Origin of the sequence: Fictibacillus marinisediminis, assembly GCF_023149135.1 — a bacterium.
In the GTDB taxonomy this organism is placed as follows: domain Bacteria; phylum Bacillota; class Bacilli; order Bacillales; family Fictibacillaceae; genus Fictibacillus_C; species Fictibacillus_C marinisediminis.
Genome location: NZ_JAIWJX010000002.1, coordinates 2626314 through 2641761 on the forward strand (window position 1 = coordinate 2626314; position 15448 = coordinate 2641761).

The 15448-nt window shown below is 42.5% G+C and carries 14 protein-coding genes and 7 tRNA genes; 2 read left to right on the top strand and 19 right to left on the bottom strand.

Going from position 1 to position 15448, the window contains the following annotated elements; genetic code table 11:
• Positions 1–60 precede the first annotated feature (60 nt).
• The 18 genes from phoU to LCY76_RS14070 form a co-directional block, all read right to left on the bottom strand.
• Positions 61–720 carry a phosphate signaling complex protein PhoU gene (gene phoU, locus LCY76_RS13985; RefSeq protein ID WP_053357874.1) on the bottom strand — a complete coding sequence of 220 codons (660 nt, stop codon included), beginning with the start codon at positions 718–720 and terminating at the stop codon, positions 61–63.
• Positions 721–741: 21 nt separating this feature from the next.
• Entirely contained in the window at positions 742–1521 is a 780-nt protein-coding gene (pstB, locus tag LCY76_RS13990; RefSeq protein WP_248253141.1) for a phosphate ABC transporter ATP-binding protein PstB, read from the bottom strand.
• A gap of 11 nt (positions 1522–1532) precedes the next feature.
• Complete coding sequence (gene pstB / locus LCY76_RS13995; protein ID WP_248253142.1) at positions 1533–2354, bottom strand: phosphate ABC transporter ATP-binding protein PstB; 822 nt, start codon at positions 2352–2354, stop codon at positions 1533–1535.
• Positions 2355–2377: 23 nt separating this feature from the next.
• On the bottom strand, positions 2378–3265 hold the full coding sequence (pstA, locus tag LCY76_RS14000; RefSeq protein ID WP_062234955.1) for a phosphate ABC transporter permease PstA: 888 nt from the start codon (positions 3263–3265) through the stop codon (positions 2378–2380).
• Positions 3265–4176 (bottom strand): phosphate ABC transporter permease subunit PstC, encoded by a 912-nt coding sequence (gene pstC, locus LCY76_RS14005; RefSeq protein ID WP_248254681.1) that lies wholly within the window; start codon positions 4174–4176, stop codon positions 3265–3267. The genes pstA and pstC overlap by 1 nt, the downstream gene beginning before the upstream one ends.
• 106 nt (positions 4177–4282) lie before the next feature.
• Entirely contained in the window at positions 4283–5188 is a 906-nt protein-coding gene (locus tag LCY76_RS14010; RefSeq protein ID WP_053357869.1) for a phosphate ABC transporter substrate-binding protein, read from the bottom strand.
• Positions 5189–5463: 275 nt separating this feature from the next.
• Positions 5464–7476 (bottom strand): peptidoglycan D,D-transpeptidase FtsI family protein, encoded by a 2013-nt coding sequence (locus tag LCY76_RS14015; protein WP_248253143.1) that lies wholly within the window; start codon positions 7474–7476, stop codon positions 5464–5466.
• 113 nt (positions 7477–7589) lie between these two features.
• The gene (locus LCY76_RS14020; protein WP_248253144.1) at positions 7590–8867 is read right to left on the bottom strand and encodes an MFS transporter; all 1278 of its coding nucleotides are present in this window, start codon (positions 8865–8867) and stop codon (positions 7590–7592) included.
• Positions 8868–9023: 156 nt separating this feature from the next.
• Entirely contained in the window at positions 9024–9635 is a 612-nt protein-coding gene (locus tag LCY76_RS14025; protein ID WP_053357866.1) for a superoxide dismutase, read from the bottom strand.
• A 288-nt stretch (positions 9636–9923) separates the two neighbouring features.
• Positions 9924–9999, bottom strand: a tRNA-Phe gene (locus LCY76_RS14030).
• Positions 10000–10013: 14 nt separating this feature from the next.
• Positions 10014–10090: transfer RNA gene (locus tag LCY76_RS14035), tRNA-Met, on the bottom strand.
• Positions 10091–10264: 174 nt separating this feature from the next.
• Positions 10265–10357, bottom strand: a tRNA-Ser gene (locus LCY76_RS14040).
• A gap of 13 nt (positions 10358–10370) precedes the next feature.
• A tRNA-Ile gene (locus tag LCY76_RS14045) sits at positions 10371–10447 on the bottom strand.
• A 34-nt stretch (positions 10448–10481) separates the two neighbouring features.
• Positions 10482–10557 (bottom strand) — tRNA-His (locus LCY76_RS14050).
• A 17-nt stretch (positions 10558–10574) separates the two neighbouring features.
• Positions 10575–10651, bottom strand: a tRNA-Met gene (locus tag LCY76_RS14055).
• Between the two features lie 6 nt (positions 10652–10657).
• A tRNA-Asn gene (locus LCY76_RS14060) sits at positions 10658–10732 on the bottom strand.
• A gap of 144 nt (positions 10733–10876) precedes the next feature.
• Positions 10877–11359: a DUF456 domain-containing protein gene (locus LCY76_RS14065; RefSeq protein WP_248253145.1), complete on the bottom strand. Its 483-nt coding sequence runs from the start codon at positions 11357–11359 to the stop codon at positions 10877–10879.
• Between the two features lie 31 nt (positions 11360–11390).
• On the bottom strand, positions 11391–12995 hold the full coding sequence (locus LCY76_RS14070; RefSeq protein WP_272885740.1) for a Na/Pi cotransporter family protein: 1605 nt from the start codon (positions 12993–12995) through the stop codon (positions 11391–11393).
• A gap of 182 nt (positions 12996–13177) precedes the next feature.
• Here LCY76_RS14070 and LCY76_RS14075 point away from each other — a divergent pair, with 182 nt between their 5' ends.
• Complete coding sequence (locus LCY76_RS14075) at positions 13178–13945, top strand: DUF1189 domain-containing protein (RefSeq protein WP_248253146.1); 768 nt, start codon at positions 13178–13180, stop codon at positions 13943–13945.
• A 41-nt stretch (positions 13946–13986) separates the two neighbouring features.
• On the opposite strand, the gene LCY76_RS14080 is transcribed toward LCY76_RS14075, so the two are convergent.
• Positions 13987–14862, bottom strand: a complete 876-nt coding sequence (locus LCY76_RS14080) for a DUF1002 domain-containing protein (RefSeq protein WP_053357863.1) — start codon at positions 14860–14862, stop codon at positions 13987–13989.
• Between the two features lie 194 nt (positions 14863–15056).
• Between LCY76_RS14080 and LCY76_RS14085 the strand changes: the two genes are divergently transcribed.
• Positions 15057–15386: a hypothetical protein gene (locus LCY76_RS14085; RefSeq protein ID WP_248253147.1), complete on the top strand. Its 330-nt coding sequence runs from the start codon at positions 15057–15059 to the stop codon at positions 15384–15386.
• Positions 15387–15448 lie beyond the last annotated feature (62 nt).

The following is a 15448-nucleotide window of genomic DNA, read 5'->3' on the forward strand; positions in this document are numbered from 1 at the left end:
CTCATTAACAAAATAAAAAAAAGGGGGGCCAGCTTAACTGCTGACTCCCTTTCTGTTGTGCTATTCATTTAAGCCGTAGCGTTTTCCCTTTACGAGATAAAAAATGTTTTCAGCGATATTCGTCGCATGGTCTGCCGTTCTTTCAATATAGCGGCATACGAAAGACAGCTGGGTGATCTGAGCGAGAGATTCTGGATGCTGGGTCATCAGCTCTAACAGCTCCTGAATAATCTTTCCATACAGTTCATCGACGGAATCGTCGGTATCAGCAAGGTTTTTCGCCAGTACTATATCTTCGTCAACATATGCTCTGATGGAATCTGAGAGCATGCCGATCGCGATATCAGCCATCCTCGGAAGATCTACGAGTGGTTTGATCAGTGGTTTTTCACCGATTCGAATCGTTGATTTTGCGATATTGACAGCAAAATCAGCCATGCGCTCCACATCGGAAGAGATTTTAATCGCGGCAATGATTCTGCGCAGATCTGAAGCCACTGGTGCCTGCTTGGCGATAAGAAGGATTGCTGCGTCATTGATCTCATCTTCGAGCTGGTTGATCCGCTGGTCATTTTCAATCACCTCAAGAGCTTTATCCACATTTTGTTCCTTTAACGCTTCCATGGATTCTTTTAAGGCGTACTCTGTTAATTCACCGATTTCAACGAGCATTTCTTTAAGTTCATTCAATTGGATCTGAAAGTTTTCACGTACCACCATTTCTCGTCACTCCTCTTCTTATTATCCAAAACGTCCGGTTACATAGTCCTCTGTCCGCTTATCTGAAGGAGCGGAAAAGATTTTGCTCGTCAGATCGTATTCAATCAGTTCACCCATCAAGAAGAATGCCGTACGGTCAGAAACCCTTGCCGCCTGCTGCATGTTATGGGTAACCATAACAATGGAATAGTTTTTCTTCAGCTCAAGAGCGAGTTCCTCGATTTTTATAGTTGAGATCGGATCGAGTGCAGATGTTGGTTCATCCATCAAAATGACATCCGGCTTGGTGGCAATGGCTCTGGCAATACATAACCGTTGCTGCTGGCCTCCTGACAAGCCTAAAGCAGATGTATTAAGCCGATCCTTCACTTCATCCCACAAAAACACATCTCTTAATGAACGTTCTACAATCTCATCCAGTTTCCCTTTTTTCTTTGCCCCATGAATTTTGGGTCCGTAGGCTACATTTTCATAGATCGACTTTGGAAATGGATTGGCTTTCTGGAACACCATACCGACTTTTTTTCTCAAATCGACAAGGTCCACCTTTCCATTGATTAAGTTATGATGGCCGTAATTAATTTCACCGGACATCCTGACTCCCGGAATATTCTGGATCATTAGGTTCAACGTTTTGATAAACGTCGATTTCCCGCATCCCGATGGTCCGATGATTGCTGTAATCTCATTATTGTAAATCGTAAAATCGATATCTTTCAGTGCCAGATTTTTTCCGTACCACAAATTTAAATTCTTGATATCAAAAACCGTTTTCTCTGTTGCCAATACTGCTTGTCCCATCATTATCCCCCTTATCCGAAGCGGCCTGTAATATAGTCTTCTGTATCCTTTTTTGATGGATTCGTGAAGATCTTATCTGTCTTATCAAATTCAACCAGCACTCCATTTAAGAAGAAAGCGGTCTTATCTGAAATACGTGAAGCCTGATGCATGTTATGCGTCACAATTACAATGGTATAATCCTTTTTCAGCTCTATGATCAGGTCTTCAATCTTAGCATTAGAAATAGGATCCAATGCAGACGCAGGCTCATCAAGGAGAAGGATGTTCGGTTTCATGGCCAGGGTTCTGGCAATACAAAGGCGCTGCTGCTGCCCGCCAGACAATGATAAAGCCGACTCATGAAGCCTGTCTTTAACTTCATCCCACAAAGCGGCCTTCCGAAGGCTTTCTTCCACAATTTCATCAAGCTTCTTTCTCGAACGGATTCCGTTGAACTTCAAAGCATGGGTAATATTATTGTAGATAGACTTAGGAAATGGATTGGGCTTTTGAAACACCATGCCGATTTCTTTCCGAAGAGCAACAACATTGATGTCATCGTCGATCAGATTAACATCGTCATAGATAATTCCACCTGTGCTTCGTGCCCCGGGAATCAGGTCATTCATTCGGTTAATGGAACGAAGGAAGGTTGATTTTCCGCAGCCTGACGGACCGATCAACGCTGTCACACCGTTCTTCTCGATTGAAAAATTGACCTCTTTTACCGCATGGTTGTCACCGTAATAAATATTCAAGTTTTCGATATTTAAAGCAACCGGATTATTCTCTTTATTCGGTTGTTCAGTCAATGGTTTTGTCTCTTTTTTTCGTTCCATCACAGTTTTCATGCTACCCCACCTATATTCTAAAGTTATTTAGAAGCTGTTATCTTTCTGTGAACCACACTGCCGATCCAGCGGGCCAGCAAGTTAAAGATCAATACAGAGATAATCAGAACTGCTGATGATCCGTCTGCCACTTCGCGCACATCAGGAATTAACCCTTGTGTGTTAACCGCCCAAATATGCACCGCAAGTGTTTCTGCCGGACGGAACACGTTAAGAGGAGAAGTCGAATCAAACGGATTCCAGTTTGCAAAATCAAGCGTTGGCGTTGTAAGTCCTGCCGTAAAGAGCAATGCTGCAGCTTCACCGAACACACGTCCTGATGCAAGAATCGCTCCAGTCAGAATGCTTGGAAATGCGGCCGGCAGCAGGACCGTTTTGATCGTGTGCCAGTGTGTGATTCCGAGAGCAAGACTAGCTTCTTTTTGGTCTCTTTGAACCGTACGGAGGGCATCTTCACAAACCCTTACCATAACAGGAAGATTAAACACTGTAAGTGCCAGTGCGCCGCCGAGGATTGAATATCCCCAGCCTGTAAGATTAACGAACATTAATAATCCAAACATACCGATGACAATCGATGGCAATGAAGCCAATACTTCAATACATGTTCTGATCGCATTTGTCAGCTTCCCTGGACGTGCATATTCTGCCATGTAAATTCCGCCTCCAAGTCCAAGCGGAATCGTGAACACCATGGTTAGGAAGAGAATATAGAAAGAGTTAAAAAGCTGGTTCCCAATACCTCCGCCTGCTCTGAAAGAGCTTGATGGAGAGGTTAAAAATTCAAGGTTAAGCTTTGAAAAACCATGAAAAATAATATATCCGAGCAGTCCAACTAGAACAGTAACGATCGTTGCTGCGATCAAGTAAAAAATAAAAGTAGCAATGCGGTCTGTAACTTTGCTGTTCATTAGAACTGCCTCCTTGAAGAAAGATAGCGAATTAAGATGATAAAGATAAAGGACATCGCTAAAAGAATAAGCGCAAGCGACCAAAGAACATTATTTTCCACGCTGCCAAAGGTGGTATGCCCCATGTTCAACGTAATGATGGTCGTTAATGTAGCTGATGGATCAGTGATCGCAGATGGAAGTGTACGAACGTTTCCGATGACCATCTGAACAGCAAGTGCTTCACCGAACGCACGAGCCATCCCAAGAACAACAGCGGTTAAAAGTGTGGGCATAGCCGCAGGAATCAGTACTCTCCAAATGGTTTGCCAACGTGTCGCACCGATCGCGTAAGAAGATTCCCTTAGCCCCTTTGGCAACGAGCTCATCGCATCTGTAGCGATACTTGTTACTGTAGGGAGAATCATAATGGAAAGGACAATCATACCTGCGAGCAAACTGAAACCTTGTCCGCCCACTGTATCGCGGAGGAACGGAACAAGAACGGAAAGGCCGATGAATCCATAAACAACAGATGGAATACCAACAAGCAATTCAATAACCGGCTGGAGAATCTTTTTTCCCCAGGAAGGAGCAATTTCCGTCATAAAGATTGCACCGCCAATACCAAGAGGTGCTGCAATTAAAGCAGATAGGATGGTAACAGCAAAAGAACCAATTATGAATGGTAGGGCACCATAGGCTGGACTCTCTGCGTTGGTTGGATTCCAGTTCGTGCTGGTTAAAAATTCATAAATACTTACCCCGTTATTAAAAAAGGCTTGTAATCCTTTAGTACCTAGGAAAATCGTTATAGCAATCGTGGCACTTATAATGATCAGCGCACTGATTAACACTATGGACTTACCCCGCATTTCCATTTGAAGTGCAGACTTGTTTGATTTTTTCAGCAGCCTTTGACTGGCTGTCATTGTCTTAATATCCATTTTCGTACCTCCCCAAAACGCCCTAACAGGGTAAATATCCAATTCAATATGGATACTTACCCTGATTAAGCATTCTTAACTTTCTTTATGGTTACTTTTTCGTAACTTTCCCTTCGGCATCACGTTTAACTTCCATTTTGCTTGCAGGGATGTATCCTTGATCAGGAACAAGTTTATTTTGAATGTCATCGCTCATTAAATAATCAAGGAACTGTTTTTCCAAGCCTTTTGGCTCTCCTTTAGTATATGAGTGCTCATAAGCCCAGATTGGGAATTTACCTGTTTGTACATTTTCATCAGTTGGTTTAACTCCGTCAATGCTAAGTGGTGTCACACCGCTGTTATCTGTGAAGTAAGAGAAAGCAAGGTATCCGACTGCACCAGGAGTTTCTTTGATTAGCTTTTGAACTGTGTTAGAAGAATCTTCTGTAGCTGCACCTTCAACAGGTGTGTTGCCGTCAAGACCGTATTTTACGAATGTAGCACGAGTTCCAGAAGAATCAGGACGGTTGATTAAAGCGATCTTTTGGTCTTTTCCGCCAAGCTCTTTCCAGTTTTTAACTTTCCCTGTGAATACTTTGATTAGGTCTTTTTTAGAAATATCTTTAATGCCTACTTCAGGGTTAACTGCTGCAGACATTCCGACTACTGCAACTTGGTGATCTTTAAGCTTGTCAGCTGGGATTCCTTCTTTTTCTTCAGCGAAAACATCAGAGTTACCGATCTTTACAGCGCCTTCAGATACTTGGCTCAAGCCAGTTCCGCTTCCGCCTGCTTGTACTTGAATATCAGCGTCAGGGTTATCTTGTTTAAATTGTTCTGCTGCTGCTGCAACGAGCGGCTGCATTGCACTTGATCCGGAGATAACGATAGAGCCTGATGCTTTTTTGCCACCATCTGTTGACGCACCTTCATTGTTTTTGTTTCCACATGCTGTAGCGAACACGAGGAGCATAGCGAGTACTGCTAAAAGGTAAGCTGATTTCATTTTCTTCATGTTTTAGGTCCCCCTAGAATGGTTTTAAAAGATTTTTTGATTTGATAGAGATTTAGCTTCTTCTATGTGTTCCTTGTCTCTATCGCACACCCCCAACAAGTTCTGTTAATCACTTTACATTTCTAGAATAAGCGACGATTATTAACGCTGTTTGAACGGAATGTAAAGAGATTGTAAATAAAGCGAGACTACAGTACTATGTTTTTCTAACTAGAATAATTTATGCACAATAAAAAAACACGCCCAAAGGACGTGTTTTTTATCATCATATCTAGTTAATTTTTCTTATTTCCGTCTTTCTTTAACTTAAAGTACTCATCAAGTGCCGCCGCACCGATCTCATTGTTGAGTGAGCCTTCGCGAACATTCGGCACAACAACGGCAAAAGCCACTTCAGGATGGTCATAAGGAGCATAACCAATCAATGTTTTATTGTTTAAGCGGGATTTCTTGTCCACCTCAGCCGTCCCGGTTTTGCCAGCGGGATTATAACTCTTATGTTTAAAATAAGCTGCGGCAGTCCCCTTGCTTCCGACCATAACCTGGCGAAATCCCTGGTGGACAACATCAAGATATTCCTGCTTCATTTCAATTTTGTTCATAACATTCGGTTCAAACTTATAGACGAGTTTACCCATTTTGCCAGGCTGAACAGATGGCTCGCGTACTTCCTTCAGCAGATGTGGCTGCATGCGGTATCCATTGTTGGCAATGGTTGAGACATACTGAGCCATCTGCAGAGGCGTATACGTATCAAATTGTCCGATTGCAAAAAACATCGCCTGTGCCAATTGGTCACTGACCCCTGTATTATAACCTGTCGCTTCGGACGGCAGATCGATTCCAGTCGGCACACCAAGACCAAACTGGCTGTAAGAATCTCTTAAGGTTTTAAAAGCCTGGTCGACATGGCGGTCAATGTAACGCTTATGGGAATAGTCATAGCCGGCAAGCTTCATGGCGATATTCCACATATAAACGTTCGAGGAAGCTTCCAGCGCTTTAACAGGGCCAATACTGCCCAAGCTTTCATGCGATTTCATCTTTCTGCCATCGCCAAACGTTAGGGGCGCATCGTAAAAATGAGTGTTCGGCGTGATCGCGCCTTGCTGCAGTCCAGTAAGCACCGTTGCTCCTTTTACGGCAGAACCCATGGCAAATGAATTATAAACCGTTCCAAATGGAGCATTCTTATATTTGCCTGTTTTCTTATCATATTCCTTACCTGCCATAGAAAGGACTTCTCCGTTTTCCGGATTGAGCATGACGACATAAGCAGATGTCAAATCGCGGTTCGCGTAAGCGGAGCCTCCAGACTTGGCTTGTTTTAGTTCTTTTTCAATAACTTGTTCCACTTTTTGCTGAAGCTGCATGTTCAAGGTCAATATGAGATCTTTGCCCCTGGATCCATCAACCTCAACCGGATCACCAACCGGATTGCCCGATTTATCGGTCACAAACTTCATTTTCGATTTTTGTCCTCTAAGCAGTGATTCATACTGTTGTTCAAGGAAACTGGTCCCCACTAGATCATTGCGCTCATTTCCCCGTGAAACATAATAATCCATCTTACTCTGCGGGATCTGTTTTACTTGCCCGAACAGTGCCTTGAACGTGTCACCATAAGGATAATCCCTTTTCGCATCAGGCTTGATATCTACACCCGGCAATTCAGCCAAATGCTCACTTATGGCTGCAATCTCTTTTTGAGTTGCACCAATCTTAATTCGCTGAGGTGTCAGGGCATATCCCCTGTCCATCTCTCGTTTGATGGCCAATACCTTAATTTGATGAGGAGTAAAGCTTTTCAGATCCTTCTTAGTGATCCGATCAAGCATAAGATTGTAATAAGCATCATCGCTCAGGCCTTTTTTCTCTTTCAGGCTGATCCTGCTTTCTACTTCTTTTTTATTTAAAAAGATAAAATAATCTTTCTTATCCCGTTCTGTTACGCTTTTTGTATCTTTCTGAATATAGCCCGCCAATTTTTTTGCGATCGCCTGGCGGTCCTCTGCACTCGTCTTCTGAGTGCGGGTATACGTAATGGAATAAAGCGGCTTGTTGTCAACCACCACTCGATCCTGTGTGTCGAACATTTTCCCTCTCGGAGCATCCAGCCTTGCAGTCACATTTTCCTTTTTATCAGCGGACCTGTGATATTCTTCACCCTGTACGATCTGAACATAGCCCAATCTGAAGATCAAAACTGAAAAAAGGAAAAAAACAGCCAGAAACAACGCATTCAGACGCACCGGTACATGATTCTTTTTCTTTTTTTCTTTAGTCATTCATTCCACCCTTACCTATGTATGGAAATAGTTCGATACTAATTTTCCATTTTCGACAAATTGATTTACTAAAATAATTTTAACAGTAAATCAATGTTTCCGAAAGAAAAATGTCATACCCTAGTTCCATCTTCCTTGTCTGAATTGTTCTGTGAATAGTTCGACATGATTTCAGATTTTTGAAGGGTAGCAAACCGAATTGATCTTACACAAAAATAAATGATAAAGTGACCTGCTCCCAGTACAGGCAGTAGCACCGGAATACTGTAGTCTCCATTAAAGTAAGTGATCGTAACAAGCAAAATAACAATAGAAAGAATCCGTCCTGCATTTAAATACAATTCCCTCACCACAATATATTCCACCCTCATCGGCCCCGCGTTATCCGAGCGGCCAATCACATCATATGTCAGGGATACATACGGAACGAGCAGCAGCGGATAGGCGATGGAAATGACCACACCATAAAAGAGAAGCAGCGGAAACGTGACTTGAAGCAGAAATAGGAACGGAGAAAGGAATAGGATCAATCCTCCGACAAAGATGGATTTCTTCCTTCTATCTCTTGTCATCATCCTGGAGACGATAAAATAACCAACAAAAGAAACGGCGGATTGAACAAGACCAAATGTCCCTAGCGCAAATTCACTGTCTGAAATAATGTATACCCATATAACGATCAAAAAAATGAATGTCCCTTCCCTGAATCCCTGAAAAAAATGGGCATTTAGGATGCGGCCCCAATTTAAGTTGGTTTCTCTCGACTTAAGGATCCGCCAGACAAAAAACTTCCCTTCGGCCTTCTGTCTGCTTAAGAAAAAACTGATGATAACCGCACTGAAAAATAAAACCAATGAAACGCTGAAGATGATGCGGTAGCCAGTAAACTTATCCAGCTGCGAGATTAAGAATCCGGAGCTAATCGGGCCGACCATACCCGATAAGGAAGTTAGCACCCCAAGGTAGCCGTTAAAGTTATCCCTTGTATCAGGTTCTGTCACTTCAAAGGTCAGCACGTTAAAAGCGAGCCAATAAAAGCCAAGCCCAGCACCGAGCAGTCCGCCAAGAATGAGCAGATACTCACTTGCCTCCTTCCCGAGGAAAAGCACATACAAATAAAAAAGCGATAATATGATGACGCCAATCCGCAGTACAATAACCCTGTCAATTTTTTTTGTCAGCTTACCTGCAATAAAAAAGGCTACAGGCTGAGTACACACAATCGATAAATTATACAGAGCGATATCCTTCAGCTCACCGGATTGCTTCCATAAATAAATGTTAACAAACGTATTAGACAGAGCCGTACTCAATGCAAAAAGCCCGCCAACCACAAGCAATAGCAGCAATTCTTTCGTTCTGTCCGTGTCTCCAAACAAATTGAACTTCATTTTGTTCTCGCCCCTTTGCAATTCACATGTAGTTTTCACATCCTGAAAGGGGCTATTCGCCAAACGAAGAATTGGTTTTTATTGTATATCATTAGAAAAAGAGTATAAAAAAACCGGCCAGGGTCTTTTTCAAAGAACCTGGCCGGCTTTTCTGCATTATTTTGCTTCGTTATAACGTTTTTCAACTTCATCCCAGTTTACTACATTCCAGAATGCATTAATGTAATCTGGACGTTTGTTTTGATAGTTCAAGTAATATGCATGCTCCCAAACATCAAGACCTAAGATTGGAGTTTTGCCTTCCATCACAGGGTTATCTTGATTCGCTGTGCTTGTTACTTCAAGCTCACCGTTATTAACAACTAGCCAAGCCCAACCAGATCCGAAACGGCCTTTTGCAGCATTTGCAAACTCTTCCTTGAATGAATCAAGGCTTCCAAATTTACTGTTGATGCGTTCAGCTACTTCACCAGTAGGTTCGTTGGATCCGCCTGGTTTTAGGATTTCCCAGAATAAGCTGTGGTTCGCATGTCCGCCGCCATTGTTGCGTACGGCTGTGCGAATGTTTTCAGGCAATGCATCAAGATTGGAAAGAAGGTCCTCTAGGCCTTTGTTTTCAAACTCAGCTTGACCTTCAAGTGCTGCGTTCAAGTTATCAACATACGTTTTGTGATGACGGTCGTGGTGAATATTCATTGTAGTCTCATCAATGTGTGGTTCCAGTGCATTTGCAGCATAAGGTAAAGCAGGCAGTTCAAACTTTGCCATGATCAATCTCCTCCTTGGTATGTAAACATTTTTTATATTTCATTTTGGAGAAAAAACCCCAAAATTGAAAACATAGTTAAGCAACAATAATGTTTAATAAGTATCCCAACTCATACATTATCAGATTTACCCGGAACTTTCAACGATTAACTCTCTTTAATCAAAGCTTATTATGTACATAGCTGGACTTCTTTTATCCCTCGTTATGGGAGATATTAAAACACAAGTTTTCTCATTACAAACAAAAAACCTTCACCACGATGGGCAAAGGTTGACTATGTATGAAAATGGTGGCTCGAGACGGAATCGAACCGCCGACACGAGGATTTTCAGTCCTCTGCTCTACCGACTGAGCTATCGAGCCACTTTAGGTATTATTGGTTGCGGGGACAGGATTTGAACCTGCGACCTTTGGGTTATGAGCCCAACGAGCTACCAGACTGCTCCACCCCGCGATGATATTAAGTTACGGACGATATTATTCCTCCGCAGTTATTACTGTCTCTCAGAGGCTTTACCTCTTCCTCTACTCGAGTAATCATTGGAATGTATCCCTCGAGGTTACTCGCAGCAAAATCATGCTGTAACGCTCGTTGTTCCACCCTGCGATGACATAAATTAAGAAATTATGGAGGAGGTAGAGGGATTCGAACCCCCGCGGGTTGTTACACCCCTGTCGGTTTTCAAGACCGATCCCTTCAGCCGGACTTGGGTATACCTCCATGTGCTGAAAAATGGTGGACCCTGTAGGACTCGAACCTACGACCAATCGGTTATGAGCCGACCGCTCTGACCAACTGAGCTAAGGGTCCATTTTATGTATTAAGATAATTATGTAAATAAAAATGGGGCGACCGATGGGAATTGAACCCACGAATGCCGGAATCACAATCCGGTGCGTTAACCACTTCGCCACGATCGCCATCGCCTAAAAAAATATGGTAGCGGCGGAGGGAGTCGAACCCACGACCTCACGGGTATGAACCGTACGCTCTAGCCAGCTGAGCTACACCGCCATATTTTGGCTCCACAGGTAGGACTCGAACCTACGACCGATCGGTTAACAGCCGATAGCTCTACCACTGAGCTACTGTGGAACAATGTTGTCCTCTAAGGGACAAGAATTACTATATCATTTTTAAGCTATGTAAGTCAAACCTTTTTTTCATGACCATTTTGAAAGCCCTCGGTGAGACAGACATAAATATAGCACGTCTCCAACATTTTAGCAAGCACTATTTTTATAATACAACAAAAAGAAAATAGCCAATCATGATCACTTGAATGATGATCTTAGCAACCGTTCCTCCCAAAAAACCAAGAACTGAGCCAAACCCTACCTTAACCGCTTCACCTATTGATTTTCGCCCGATAATCATTTCTGCAATAAACGCACCCAGAAACGGTCCGGCGATGATGCCGGCAACAGGAATCACAAATGGGCCAAGGAGCAGGCCGATCGTGCTGCCCCATATGGCCGCTTTGGAACCGCCCCGTTTTTTTACTCCATACAAATTGCTGAAATAATCCACTACAAAAAGAGTTGCCAGCAAAAACACTTCTACACCGATGAAAAAGGGCGTAAATGGCTGAAAGGAATAAAAAATTCCATAGAGCACAAACCCAAGAGCCAGAAAAAGCGCTCCAGGCAGTATGGGAAAGATCAGGGCAGCGAATGCCAGAACGAACGACAGGCCGATTAATATCCAATATACATAATCCATCAGTAAGCCTCCTGTAGTGTTTTAAGTAGGTTTATCGATCAAGCACTGCTTCTGCAATATTGACAGAATGGTCTCCGATCCGTTCCAGATTGCTGATAAAGTCAACATACACCACACTTTCTTGACCGGTGCTTAAATTGTTGTTGATGTCCTGAATGTGTTTCTTTCTCAGTGTTTTCTCCATTTCATCAATATCGTCCTCAATGTTCAGAACTTCCTCAGCCATCGGTTTATCGTTCGTCTCAAGAGAAATAATCGCTTTTGTCAGGCAGGATTGGGTCAGGATCATCATGTTTTCAAAGTCGCGTGACGTTACTTCCGAAAGTTTAATATTATTTCGTGCCATAAAGCAGACCAGATCAATCATATTTTTCATATGATCCCCGATTCTTTCGATGTCCTTGCACAGATTGAGAAGCATCGTATGCTCTTTAGATTCATTCTTGGACAAAGAATGAATAGAAAGTTTAACGAGAAACTTGGTGATTTGCCTGTCAAACCGGTTAATCTCTTCTTCATATTGCATGGCTGTATCGGCATGCTTATTTTTCCGGGTTTGGAAGAAAAGCAACGCCTGGCTGAGACCCTCCCTTGAATAGTCAGCCATTTTCAGCAGCTCCTGCCTAGCTTGATGCAGGGCAAATTCCGGAGAACTGTTGATGACTTTCTCGTCCAATTTTACCGTCTTGCTGTCAACAGACCATTGATCATCTTTAATCAATTTTGAGACTGTAAAGACCAGCAATGAAATAAATGGAAACAGGATAATAACATTGCCGATGTTGAAAATTCCGTGCGCAAAGGCGATTTGCATGGCAGGCTCCAGATGGAGACCGCTTGAAATCCATTGGATCAACCCTTTGTAAGGGATAAAGATAATCACAAAAATAATCGTCCCTATGAGATTGAACAGCACATGAACCAGTGCTGCTCTCTTGGCATTCTGAGAGGCCCCGAACGATGCGATCACAGCTGTGATGGTGGTTCCGATATTATCACCAAAAAGAACAGCAAGGGCACCGTTTAAATGAATCAGGTCCATTGAAAACATCTGCTGCAGTATGCCCACGGTCGCGCTTGAGGATTGAAGGATCATCGTTGCCAAAGTTCCAATGGCGATGCCCAAAAAAGGCTGATCGTTTAAATGTGCCGTGATGTTTTGAAAATCAAGGGAGGACTGCAAAGGTTCCATCCCTGCTCCCATTAGCTGAAGGCCATAAAATAGCCCGCCCAGGCCGAATAAAATTCTTCCGATGAAAACATATTTGTAACTCCGGATAAAAAAAACGAAGAATGCCCCTGCCGCAAGCAGGGGAAGACCAAATCCCGCTGCATCAAATCCAATGATAAAGGCAGTGAAAGTAGTACCGATATTGGCCCCCATAATGATCCCAACTGCCTGTCTAAGCGTCAGCATTCTTGCATTTACGAGCCCTACCGTCAATACCGTTGTGGCAGAACTGGATTGAATGAGCATGGTTACGAATAAGCCAGCCAGAATTCCTGTAAATGAATTGGTCGTCAGACTGTCCAAAAGGTTCCTCAGCCGATCACCGGCAGAGTTTTGCAGACCCTCACCTAAATATTTAATTCCAAATAGAAAAAGGCCGAGCCCGCCTAAAAATTGAAACAGCATATCCTGAACACCCAATAGAATTACAACCCCTTTTATCTAATCATTCTTATGCCATTATCTAGTTTTATGAAGGTCATGTAAAGGCGCTTCGCAAAACCTTTACAAAGGAATGTTCTCCTCATTGTCTGTTTCCTCATAATTCGCTAAAATTAATATAGACCATTCAGGAAATGAGGAGTTCAATGAGATTTTTCAACCATTTTTTCAAAAGCCTGTATTCCCCTCCAATGATTGCCCGTCTCCGTTTTCAGGGAATCGGCAAAGCCATAGGCTATGTATTTTTTTTGATCCTGCTGACATCAATCCCGGTGGGTATCGCCTTTTCTTTAGCCTTTAAATCGGGCATAGAAGAGTTCAAGCAATCGATGACTTCTGAGATTCCTGACTTTTCGCTGCAAAACGGAAAGCTAACAGCCGATCTGAAAAAGCCTGTTGTTCATACAGACAGCAGTGAAACCTTCATTTTTGATACAACAGGATCAATAAAAGAAGATGATCTATCAGATTATACAAATGTGATCGCTCTTTTGCATAACGAAGCCATCGTCATATCTGGCGGGGAAACTCAGAAGGTTCCTTACAACACCCTCGGCGATGTGAAGTTGACCAAGAAAGATATCAGCTCCTGGACAAACACTTTATTCGATCTGCTGCCTGTTCTGATACCTTTGTTATTTTTATTTATCTATGTCTTTACAGTCGCGTTAAAGTTTATCGGGGTTACGGTTTTGGCCGTCATCGGATTGGTGCTGCAAAATATCAGCCATCGAAAGCTTTCTTACAGGCAGCTGTGGATCATGTCTGCCTATGCAGTTACACTTCCTACTGTTTTCTTTGCCATCATGAAACTTTTACATACAGACGTCCCCTTCTCTTTTCTCATCTATTGGGCAGTGGCTTCTGTTTTTCTTCATCTTTCCATTAAGGAAACTCCACAGCCAAAAGGATAAAAAAAGAAGGAGCCCTGACCAGGCTCCTTCTTTGCTTTTTCTTATTTTTGGAACAGGCCTTTTATGCCATCAATAATGGAAATAATAAAGTCGATGAACTTTTGGAGAAAAGATTGAGTTTCGTCTTTATTTAAAAATCCATCGAGGTTATCACGGACATTCTGCAGCTGATTTTGAACATTATCCCAATTGATGTTAAGATCCTTCATTTTGTTAAATAGTGAAACGAGTCCGTTCAACTCTTCATCCGTCAGCTGAATTCCGAGACGCTCAGCTACCCGTTTGATGAGATCACGAAGTTCATCTTCATTATTAACCGGATGTTTAGCCAGCTCTTGTTTGATTTCTGTAATAAGCTGTGTGGCTTCCTTCGTTCCGATTCGATCACCAAGCTGTGCCGTTCTTACAACCTCTTCATTGGCAACTTGCTTCTTTTCCTCAGGGATATTTACGTTAGCTTTCTGTTCATAGGCCTTAAGGATTCCTGTAAGAGCAGCTGTTCCAGACACTTCGAACGGGGCAGTAACATAGATGTCTGCATCCTTTACCCCTGCCGTTACAAGAGCATTAACAATCATGCTGTCCGTTACCCAGTTGATGTTTTTCGAATCCACATGCAGCCCTTTACCCTTCTCAGCAAGTGTGATTTTTGAAGATGAAATTGCACGTGTTCCTAATTGCGCTTTGGAAATATACTTACCGAGATATTGATGCTCTTCTTCGTTCGTTACATTTACGGAATCAACGTTAGAGTCAACACCCATCTCTTCTAAGATTTTTGCCTTTTGGTCCGGTGTCAGATCTTCCCCAAGTGTTACGATTACATCTCCAGGCGCTGCATCAGCAAATGCTTTTAAAGGTACCATGAATGTAAGTACGACCATTATGGGCACTAACCATTTTGCATTCCATTTCATGTTTATACTCCACCTCATTGTTTGTATTTCCCTTTTTGACCCTGTATCTTTCTCTTTTTCTTGCAGATATATTTCCATTTTACACCACATAACTTTCAAGGAGCAATTTAATCCTTGAAAAATAGGTGTCTAAAGGAATAAACCGAGAGGCCGCAGCATATATATTCTCCATATATCAAAAGGGGGACAAGCCTTTGAAAAAATTTCTGCTCTTCTGCCTGTCACTAGTTATTGTTTATACCATTGCGTATGATCTCAAAATTGGAACTCTACAGTCCTATAGCTCAAAACCAGCCCCCGTTTCTGCGGTCAGTATAAAAAATAGCACACCTTATAAAAAAGTGAAAGTTTCTTCTGGAGATACCGTTCTTTCGATCATTGAAAAAGTGAACCCCGCTTCCCTTTCCAAGCCGATTCCTGAGATTATTAAGGACTTTCAGAGATATAATCACTATATTCGGCCTGAAAGCATTCAAGTTGGAAAGATGTATAATTTTCCGGTCTATAAAGAACTAAAACATTAGATTTCTTGCCAAACTAAAGGAACCCTTGATAAAATGTACTACTGTACAGATGTTGCTTTATA

Excerpts from the sequence above, each read along its gene's own strand:
- phoU (WP_053357874.1), bottom strand. The coding sequence starts at position 720 with ATGGTGGTACGTGAAAACTTTCAGATCCAATTGAATGAACTTAAAGAA.
- pstB (WP_248253141.1), bottom strand. The coding sequence starts at position 1,521 with ATGGGACAAGCAGTATTGGCAACAGAGAAAACGGTTTTTGATATCAAG.
- pstB (WP_248253142.1), bottom strand. The coding sequence starts at position 2,354 with ATGAAAACTGTGATGGAACGAAAAAAAGAGACAAAACCATTGACTGAA.
- pstA (WP_062234955.1), bottom strand. The coding sequence starts at position 3,265 with ATGAACAGCAAAGTTACAGACCGCATTGCTACTTTTATTTTTTACTTG.
- pstC (WP_248254681.1), bottom strand. The coding sequence starts at position 4,176 with ATGACAGCCAGTCAAAGGCTGCTGAAAAAATCAAACAAGTCTGCACTT.
- LCY76_RS14010 (WP_053357869.1), bottom strand. The coding sequence starts at position 5,188 with ATGAAGAAAATGAAATCAGCTTACCTTTTAGCAGTACTCGCTATGCTC.
- LCY76_RS14015 (WP_248253143.1), bottom strand. The coding sequence starts at position 7,476 with ATGACTAAAGAAAAAAAGAAAAAGAATCATGTACCGGTGCGTCTGAAT.
- LCY76_RS14020 (WP_248253144.1), bottom strand. The coding sequence starts at position 8,867 with ATGAAGTTCAATTTGTTTGGAGACACGGACAGAACGAAAGAATTGCTG.
- LCY76_RS14025 (WP_053357866.1), bottom strand. The coding sequence starts at position 9,635 with ATGGCAAAGTTTGAACTGCCTGCTTTACCTTATGCTGCAAATGCACTG.
- LCY76_RS14065 (WP_248253145.1), bottom strand. The coding sequence starts at position 11,359 with ATGGATTATGTATATTGGATATTAATCGGCCTGTCGTTCGTTCTGGCA.
- LCY76_RS14070 (WP_272885740.1), bottom strand. The coding sequence starts at position 12,995 with ATGCTGTTTCAATTTTTAGGCGGGCTCGGCCTTTTTCTATTTGGAATT.
- LCY76_RS14075 (WP_248253146.1), top strand. The coding sequence starts at position 13,178 with ATGAGATTTTTCAACCATTTTTTCAAAAGCCTGTATTCCCCTCCAATG.
- LCY76_RS14080 (WP_053357863.1), bottom strand. The coding sequence starts at position 14,862 with ATGAAATGGAATGCAAAATGGTTAGTGCCCATAATGGTCGTACTTACA.